Origin of the sequence: Mycobacterium sp., from assembly GCF_049585075.1 — a bacterium.
In the GTDB taxonomy this organism is placed as follows: domain Bacteria; phylum Actinomycetota; class Actinomycetes; order Mycobacteriales; family Mycobacteriaceae; genus Mycobacterium.
Genome location: NZ_JBAUZA010000254.1, coordinates 1 through 8,647 on the forward strand (window position 1 = coordinate 1; position 8,647 = coordinate 8,647).

The 8,647-nt window shown below is 64.8% G+C and carries 4 protein-coding genes and 1 pseudogene; 3 read left to right on the forward strand and 2 right to left on the reverse strand.

The genetic code is table 11. The features are described from left to right. Positions 1–248 (reverse strand): annotated as a pseudogene (locus tag WB785_RS12060) (hypothetical protein); the annotation flags it as partial. Between the two features lie 591 nt (positions 249–839). On the opposite strand from WB785_RS12060, the gene gltB reads away from it, so the two are divergent. Then, a complete protein-coding gene (gltB, locus tag WB785_RS12065) occupies positions 840–5,432 on the forward strand; it encodes a glutamate synthase large subunit (RefSeq protein WP_424079423.1) in 4,593 nt (1,530 codons plus the stop codon). After that, positions 5,425–6,891, forward strand: a complete 1,467-nt coding sequence (locus tag WB785_RS12070) for a glutamate synthase subunit beta (protein WP_424079419.1) — start codon at positions 5,425–5,427, stop codon at positions 6,889–6,891. Before gltB ends, WB785_RS12070 begins: the two co-directional genes overlap by 8 nt. A 371-nt stretch (positions 6,892–7,262) precedes the next feature. Here the strand turns inward: WB785_RS12070 and WB785_RS12075 are convergent, their stop codons facing one another. After that, positions 7,263–8,111 carry an LLM class F420-dependent oxidoreductase gene (locus tag WB785_RS12075; RefSeq protein WP_424079420.1) on the reverse strand — a complete coding sequence of 283 codons (849 nt, stop codon included), beginning with the start codon at positions 8,109–8,111 and terminating at the stop codon, positions 7,263–7,265. Between the two features lie 56 nt (positions 8,112–8,167). Between WB785_RS12075 and WB785_RS12080 the strand changes: the two genes are divergently transcribed. After that, positions 8,168–8,599: a hypothetical protein gene (locus WB785_RS12080; protein ID WP_424079421.1), complete on the forward strand. Its 432-nt coding sequence runs from the start codon at positions 8,168–8,170 to the stop codon at positions 8,597–8,599. Positions 8,600–8,647: the final 48 nt, after the last annotated feature.

Here is an 8,647-nt window from a genome sequence, read left to right on the forward strand (position 1 = left end):
CGCGGACCGTCGGCCGGGGGTTGTGGCGGACGCGGACCGTCGGCCGGGGGTTGTGGCGGACGCGTTGGCGGACCGGCATGGGTCCCAGGCCCTACCCGGCCCTGCCGGTCCCGCAGGAAATCATCACGTTCGTTCATGGTCAACCGGAAGTCAGGAGCTTGCGCTAGCGGAATCGGTTCATCGAAGCAGGCACGCTCGACAGTGGCATCGTAGATGTGCCCCGGCTCGCCAAGGACCGCAGTGTTCAAGTCGGCAAAAAAATCCGGGCTACGTCTTCGGCAAAGTTCCTTTTAACCTGCTCCGCGGACCAGACGCCCGGCGCCTCTCGCCCGATCGGCCCAGCAAGCCCACTGCCACGCCATATGGTGAGGTGCATCACCGGACTCACCGGCCCACCCGCACCCGCCCGACAGTCCGCCGGTCGCCGGACGTCGATCGCAGCAAACTTCCTGAGCCGACCGCGCGAGCGGTGAGCTACTGCTACTTGCCTCGCAAACACCCTCCGACACACGCCAATAGCCGGCGTCACAGCGCCAATCGGCAAAGCGCCCCGTCGGAACCGCCGCAACGAACCAGCACCCCCGAACCACGGGTTAGTATTGATCAAGTTGGCATGTCAGGCGGGTTTTGGCATATCGTTTTACGACTTGTCGAAAACCGGGTACAGGGCCACCGTCCAGCGCTGCACGGATGCATCCCCAACCGGATCACCCGCCGCCAGGCGACCAGCGTATCGACAAGACCGTTGGGGCCTAGCCCGTCAGCCTCCCGGGGGCGGCGCCAACGGATGACACTCATGAATTCCGCGGCAGAAAGTTCTGGTGAAGGGTCAGGTGGGAATGGCGCCCAACCGCTCGGGCTCTCCTGGGCTCTACAACCCCGCATTCGAGCACGACTCATGCGGGGTGGCAATGGTCGTGGACATGCACGGCCGCCGCAGCCGCGACATCGTGGACAAGGCCATCACCGCGTTGCTCAACCTCGAGCATCGCGGCGCACAAGGCGCGGAGCCGCATAGCGGCGACGGCGCCGGCATCCTGATCCAGGTTCCGGACCTGTTCCTGCGTTCGGTCGTCGACTTCGAGCTGCCCGAAGCCGGCAGTTACGCCACCGGCATCGCGTTCCTGCCGCAGTCCTCCAAAGAAGCGGCGGCGGCCTGTGCTGCGGTGGAGAAGATCGTCGAAGCCGAGGGACTGCAGACACTCGGCTGGCGCGACGTGCCGACCGACGAGTCGTCGCTGGGCGCGCTGTCCCGCGACGCGATGCCCACCTTCCGCCAGCTGTTCTTCGCGGGCGCGAGCGGGATGACGTTGGAGCGACGCGCCTACGTCATCCGTAAGCGCGCCGAGCATGAACTCGGCACCAAGGGCCCCGGGCAGGACGGTCCCGGACGCGAAACCGTCTATTTCCCAAGCCTTTCCGGACAGACATTCGTCTACAAGGGAATGTTGACCACCCCGCAGCTCAAGGCCTTCTATCTCGACCTGCAAGACGACCGGCTGGAAAGCGCGCTGGGCATCGTGCACTCCCGCTTCTCGACCAACACCTTCCCGTCGTGGCCGCTGGCGCACCCGTTCCGGCGCATCGCCCACAACGGCGAGATCAACACCGTCACCGGTAACGAGAACTGGATGCGCGCCCGCGAGGCGTTGATGAAGACCGACGTCTTCGGTTCCTACGAGGACGTCGACAAGCTGTTCCCGATCTGCACCCCGGGCGCTTCAGACACCGCGCGCTTCGACGAGGCGCTCGAACTGCTGCACCTGGGCGGCCGCAGCCTCGCCCACGCGGTGCTGATGATGATCCCGGAGGCGTGGGAGCGCAACGAGTCGATGGATCCGGCCCGGCGGGCGTTCTACCAGTACCACGCATCGTTGATGGAGCCATGGGACGGTCCGGCGTCGATGACGTTCACCGACGGCACCATCGTGGGCGCCGTGCTGGACCGTAACGGCCTACGCCCGTCGCGGATTTGGGTCACCGCCGACGGTCTGGTGGTGATGGCCTCCGAGGCCGGTGTGCTTGACCTTGACCCGTCGACGGTGGTGCAGCGCATGCGGCTGCAGCCCGGCCGGATGTTTTTGGTCGACACCGCGCAGGGCCGCATCGTCGCCGACGAGGAGATCAAGGCGGAGTTGGCCGCCGAGCACCCGTATCAACAGTGGCTGGACAACGGGCTGGTTCCGCTGGCCGAGCTGCCCCAGGGCGATTACGTGCGGATGCCGCACCATCGGGTCGTCTTGCGGCAGTTGGTTTTCGGATACACCTACGAAGAGCTCAACTTGTTGGTGGCGCCGATGGTACGGACCGGCGCCGAGCCGATCGGGTCGATGGGAACCGACACACCTGTTGCGGTGCTGTCCCAGCGGCCGCGGATGTTGTTCGACTACTTCCAGCAATTGTTCGCGCAGGTGACCAACCCACCGCTGGACGCCATCCGCGAAGAGGTGGTGACCAGCCTGCAGGGCACCACCGGTGGGGAGGGCGACCTGCTCAACCCGAACGAGGATTCCTGCCGTCAAATCATGTTGACGCAGCCGATTCTGCGTAACCACGAACTGGCCAAGCTGATCAACCTCGACCCGGACGTCGAGGTCAACGGTCGTCGGCACGGCCTGCGGTCGAAGGTGATTCGCTGCCTGTACCCGGTAGCCGAGAACGGCGCCGGCCTGCAGGCGGCGCTGGACGAGGTGCGTGCGGAGACCTCGGCGGCGATCGCGGACGGCGCGCGGATCATCATCCTGTCCGATCGGGAGTCCGATGAGAAGATGGCCCCGATCCCGTCGCTGCTGGCGGTCTCCGCGGTGCACCACCACCTGGTACGCGAACGCAGCCGCACCAAAGTCGGACTGGTGGTCGAGTCGGGCGACGCCCGCGAGGTGCACCACATGGCCGCGCTGATCGGCTTCGGCGCGGCGGCGGTCAACCCGTATATGGCGTTCGAGTCGATTGAGGTCATGCTGGACAGGGGCGTGCTGCAGGGTCTCGACCGCGAAACGGCGCTGAAGAACTACATCAAGGCCGCCGGCAAGGGTGTGCTGAAGGTGATGTCCAAGATGGGCATCTCCACACTGGCGTCCTACACCGGCGCTCAGCTGTTCCAGGCTGTCGGCGTATCCGAGGACGTTCTCGAGGAGTACTTCACCGGATTGACCTGTCCCACAGGCGGAATCACCCTCGCAGATATTGCCGCCGATGTCGCGGCCCGACACGAGCTGGCTTTCCTGGACCGGCCCGACGAACGCGCGCACCGCGAACTCGAGGTGGGCGGCGAATACCAGTGGCGTCGTGAAGGCGAATACCACCTGTTCAACCCCGAGACCGTCTTCAAGCTGCAGCACTCCACCCGTACCGGCCAGTACAAGATCTTCAAGGATTACAGCCGGCTGGTGGACGATCAGAGCGAGCGGATGGCGTCGCTGCGCGGCCTGTTGAAGTTCCGCGATGGGGTCCGCCCGCCGATTCCGCTCGACGAGGTCGAGCCGGCCAGCGAGATCGTCAAACGCTTTGCCACCGGCGCGATGAGCTACGGCTCGATCTCCGCCGAGGCGCACGAGACGCTGGCCATCGCGATGAACAGACTTGGCGGCCGGTCGAACTGCGGTGAGGGCGGCGAGCACGTCAGCCGCTTCGACCGGGACCCTAACGGTGATTGGCGCCGTAGCGCGATCAAGCAAGTCGCCTCGGCCCGCTTCGGCGTCACCTCGCATTACCTGACCAACTGCTCCGACATCCAGATCAAGATGGCGCAGGGCGCTAAACCCGGTGAGGGCGGCCAACTTCCGGGCGGCAAGGTGTATCCGTGGATCGCCGAGGTGCGGCACTCCACCCCGGGCGTGGGGTTGATCTCGCCGCCCCCGCACCACGACATCTATTCGATCGAGGATCTGGCTCAGCTGATCCACGACCTGAAAAACGCCAACCCGTCGGCACGTATCCACGTCAAGCTGGTCTCGGAGAACGGTGTAGGCACGGTCGCCGCCGGTGTTTCCAAGGCGCACGCCGACGTCGTGCTGATCTCCGGGCACGACGGCGGTACCGGTGCGACGCCGCTGACGTCGATGAAGCACGCCGGCGCACCGTGGGAGCTCGGGCTTGCCGAAACCCAGCAGACGTTGCTACTCAACGGGTTACGCGACCGGATCGTCGTCCAGGTCGACGGCCAGCTCAAGACCGGCCGTGACGTGATGGTCGCGGCGCTGCTCGGCGCCGAGGAGTTCGGCTTCGCCACCGCTCCGCTGGTGGTGTCCGGCTGCATCATGATGCGGGTGTGCCATCTGGACACCTGCCCGGTGGGGGTGGCCACCCAGAACCCGGTGCTGCGAGAGCGGTTCACCGGCAAGCCCGAGTTCGTGGAGAACTTCTTCCTGTTCGTCGCCGAAGAGGTCCGCGAGTACATGGCGCAGCTGGGTTTCCGCACCCTCAACGAGGCTGTGGGCCAAGTCGGTTCGCTGGACACCACGCTGGCCCGCGCGCACTGGAAGGCACACAAACTCGACTTGTCGCCGGTGCTGCACGAGCCGGAATCGGCGTTCATGAACCAGGACCTGTACTGCAGTTCAAGCCAGGACCATGGTCTGGACAAGGCCTTGGACCAACAGCTGATCGTGATGAGCCGCGAGGCGCTGGACTCCGGGAAACCTGTGCGATTTTCCACCACGATCGCGAACGTCAACCGGACCGTCGGCACCATGCTCGGCCACGAGGTGACCAAAGCCTATGGCGGTCAAGGATTGCCGGACGGCACCATCGACATCACCTTCGATGGCTCGGCGGGTAACAGCTTTGGTGCGTTCGTACCCACCGGCATAACGTTGCGGGTGTACGGCGATGCCAACGACTACGTGGGCAAGGGATTGTCCGGCGGCCGGATCGTGGTGCGACCGGCCGACAACGCGCCGTCGGACTACGTCGCCGAGGACAACATCATCGGCGGCAACGTGATTCTGTTCGGCGCCACCAGCGGCCAGGCGTTCCTGCGCGGGGTGGTCGGCGAGCGATTCGCCGTGCGCAACTCCGGCGCCCACGCAGTGGTCGAAGGCGTCGGCGATCACGGCTGTGAGTACATGACTGGCGGCAAGGTTGTGATTTTGGGTCGCACCGGCCGCAATTTCGCGGCGGGCATGTCCGGCGGCACCGCCTATGTCTACGACCCCGAAACCGAACTGCCGGACAACCTCAACTCGGAGATGGTGGAACTGGAGGCGCTCGACGATGACGACCTGGACTGGCTGCACGAGATGATTCATGCACACGTCGACGCCACCGACTCCGCAATCGGACAGCGCATTTTGGCCGGATGGACCGCCGAACAACGGCGCTTCGTCAAGGTAATGCCCCGCGACTACAAGCGGGTACTGGAGGCGATCGCCGAGGCCGAGCGCACCGGTGCGGACCCCGACCAGGCGATCATGGCGGCTGCCAGTGGTTGATCCGAAGGGTTTTTTGAAGTACACCCATCGCGAAACGCCGCAACGCCGACCAGTGGAACTGCGGCTGCGCGACTGGCATGAGGTCTACGAAGACTTCTCGCACGACACGCTGCAACAGCAGGCAACGCGGTGTATGGACTGTGGGATTCCGTTCTGCCACAACGGCTGTCCGCTGGGCAACCTGATACCGGAATGGAATGATCTGACCCGCACCGGTCGTTGGCGCGACGCGATCGAGCGCCTGCACGCGACCAACAACTTCCCGGACTTCACCGGTCGACTCTGCCCGGCGCCGTGCGAATCAGCGTGTGTGCTTGGGATCAACCAGGATCCGGTCACGATCAAGCAGATCGAGCTGGAGATCATCGACAACGCCTTCGATGAAGGCTGGGTGGTACCGCTGCCGCCGGATCAGCTCACCGGGAAGACGGTGGCGGTGGTGGGCTCCGGCCCGGCAGGTCTGGCCGCCGCGCAGCAACTGACCCGTGCCGGCCACACGGTGACGGTGTTCGAGCGCGATGACCGCATCGGCGGGCTGCTGCGCTACGGCATCCCCGAGTTCAAGATGGAAAAGCGCCACCTGGAACGCCGGTTGGACCAGATGCGGGCCGAGGGCACCGAATTCCGCGCGGGCGTCAACGTCGGCGTCGACATCACCGCCGAGCAGTTGCGCACCGATTTCGACGCCGTGGTGCTGGCCGGCGGCGCGACCGCTGCGCGAGATCTGCCGATCACCGGCCGTGAGCTCGACGGTATCCACCAGGCGATGGAGTACCTGCCGTGGTCTAACCGAGTACAAGAGGGCGACGATGTGCTCGGCCCTGACGGTGAGCCGCCGATCACCGCGAAGGACAAGAAGGTCATCATCATCGGCGGCGGTGACACCGGCGCCGACTGCCTGGGCACCGTACACCGTCAGGGTGCGGCCAGCGTGCACCAGTTCGAGATCATGCCGCGTCCGCCGGAGACCCGCGCCCCGTCCACGCCGTGGCCGACCTACGAGCTGATGTTCCGGGTGTCCTCGGCGCACGAAGAGGGCGGCGAGCGGATGTTCTCGGTCAACACCGAGGAATTCGTCGGCCGCGACGGTCATGTCGCCGCGCTGAAAGTGCATGAGGTGACGATGGAGGACGGCAAGTTCGTCAAGACCGAGGACACCGACTTCGAAATCGAAGCCGATCTGGTGTTGTTGGCGATGGGATTTGTCGGGCCGGAGCAGCCGGGCCTGCTGACCGACCTGGGCGTTGAATTCACCGATCGCGGTAATGTCGCGCGGGGCAACAACTTTGAGACGTCGGTGCCGGGTGTCTTCGTCGCCGGCGACATGGGTCGAGGGCAGTCGCTGATCGTCTGGGCAATCGCCGAGGGCCGGGCGGCCGCGGCGGGGGTGGACCGATTCCTGATGGGCCAGACCGCTTTGCCAGCGCCGATCGCGCCCTCCGCCGCTCCCCAACGCTAGTCACTACCGTCACACCAGCAACATTTGATAAATTGCCCGGCGAGTCGTACACTATTTGCCAGCTGTAGGGTGTCTAATTGCTCGATATGGGGCGCCGCCGGGGCGTGGTGCTCGGTGATGTTGACCAATCGCAGGAGTGAGCACCGTGTATATCAATCCAATGAGCCGGTCGCGAGTGGGGCGAATTGCCTGGTCATGGTTCCGGCATCCGGTTAAGAGCCGGGAATTTCCCGCCAAGCATGAGCGCCTGGTGACTGCAGACGAGCTAGTGCGCTTCGGCGTATAAGCGTTAACTACGGCGGTCTTTTGGCCGAAGTAGGTGTTTGCTCCAGGTGATCAATTTGTTATCCGAGATTCTCGACACCGAGACCCTAGCTGGCAAGCCCCGAATCGCGGATCGCTTCGGCGAGCGGTTCCAACACGGCCGGGTCGTGCGGCGGCGCGATGTACACAATGCCCAGATCCAGGCCTTCGGCGGCCAGGCCGGCCGCGTCCTCGACGACCTTGGTGTAGTTGCGCTCTGGTTCCAACCGCAGGTGGGCTGACAGCCTGATCTCCTTGGGATCGCGGCCGATGTCGGCGCAGTGGCCGTAGAGCACGTCGCGTTTGTGGGCGAACTGCTCAGGTGTGCCGCCGACGAAGTTCCAGTGCTGCGCGTAGCGAGCGGTGATGCGCAGCGTGCGCTTCTCACCGCTGCCGCCGATGCAGATCGGAGGGTGCGGGCGCTGCGGGCCCTTGGGCTCATTGCGGGCGTCTTTGAGCTGGTAGTACTTGCCGTCGAAGTTGGTGGTCGGCTGGCTGAGCAGGCTGGTCAGCACCTCGCAGGCCTCCTCGAACCGGTCGAAGCGTTCCCTGATGCTGCCCAGCTCGATGCCGTAGGCGCCGGATTCCTCCTCATTCCATCCGGCGCCGATGCCCAGCTCCAGGCGGCCGTTGGAGATGACGTCAAGGGCGGCAGCCATATTGGCCAGCACGGCCGGGTGGCGGTAGTGGATGCCGGTGACCAACGTGCCCAATCGCAGTCGATTAGTGGCCTGCGCCAGTGCGGTCAGCGTCGTCCAGCCCTCTAGGCACGGGCCGGCTGAGTTTCCGAAGATCGGGTAGAAGTGGTCGAAGGTCCACCCGGACTCGAAGACGTCGATGCCGTCGGCTTCGGTCCAGACGGCGAGCATCTGTTCCCAGGTGGTGTCTTGCGGTGAGGTTTTGAACGCGAATCGCATTACACCGACATTAGTCCGGCGCGCGAAACTGCCACCTAACTAGACTCTGTCGGGCAATGGATTGGCATTTGGGCATCGACACCAGAATCACCCTGCTGGCGGCGGGATTGATCTTTCTGCTCGCTTTGGTGCTCGGCGTGTGGAAGTACCGCCAGATCATGGCGGCACCCGACCACCGCGCACACCCCTACGTCGACATTGCGCACCGGGCGGCGCTGCTGTACTCGTTCGCGACTTTGCTGCTCGCGGTCTTCGTCGAACTCAGCGCATGGCCGACGTGGATAAACCTGACCGCGACGATGATCGTTGTCTTCTTCTTCGTCGCTGCCATAGCGACTTATATCAGCCACGGCATGCGGCGCGACACGGTCAACCAATTCGAAAGCCCCGCTCGGGCACTGAGGTTGGAGATGGCCTTGCTGATCATCGGTGAGATCGGCGGCTTCGGGGTGCTGCTCGCCGGGTTCATCGCCGGCCAGTTGTTCTAGCGGGCGAGGCACACTGGAGTGATGGACCCGGTAGCCGCGCTGCGACAG

What these genes read in the sequence shown, in the direction of transcription:
- gltB (WP_424079423.1), top strand. Translation starts at nt 840, where the DNA reads ATGGCGCCCAACCGCTCGGGCTCTCCTGGGCTCTACAACCCCGCATTC.
- WB785_RS12075 (WP_424079420.1), bottom strand. Translation starts at nt 8,111, where the DNA reads ATGCGATTCGCGTTCAAAACCTCACCGCAAGACACCACCTGGGAACAG.
- WB785_RS12080 (WP_424079421.1), top strand. Translation starts at nt 8,168, where the DNA reads ATGGATTGGCATTTGGGCATCGACACCAGAATCACCCTGCTGGCGGCG.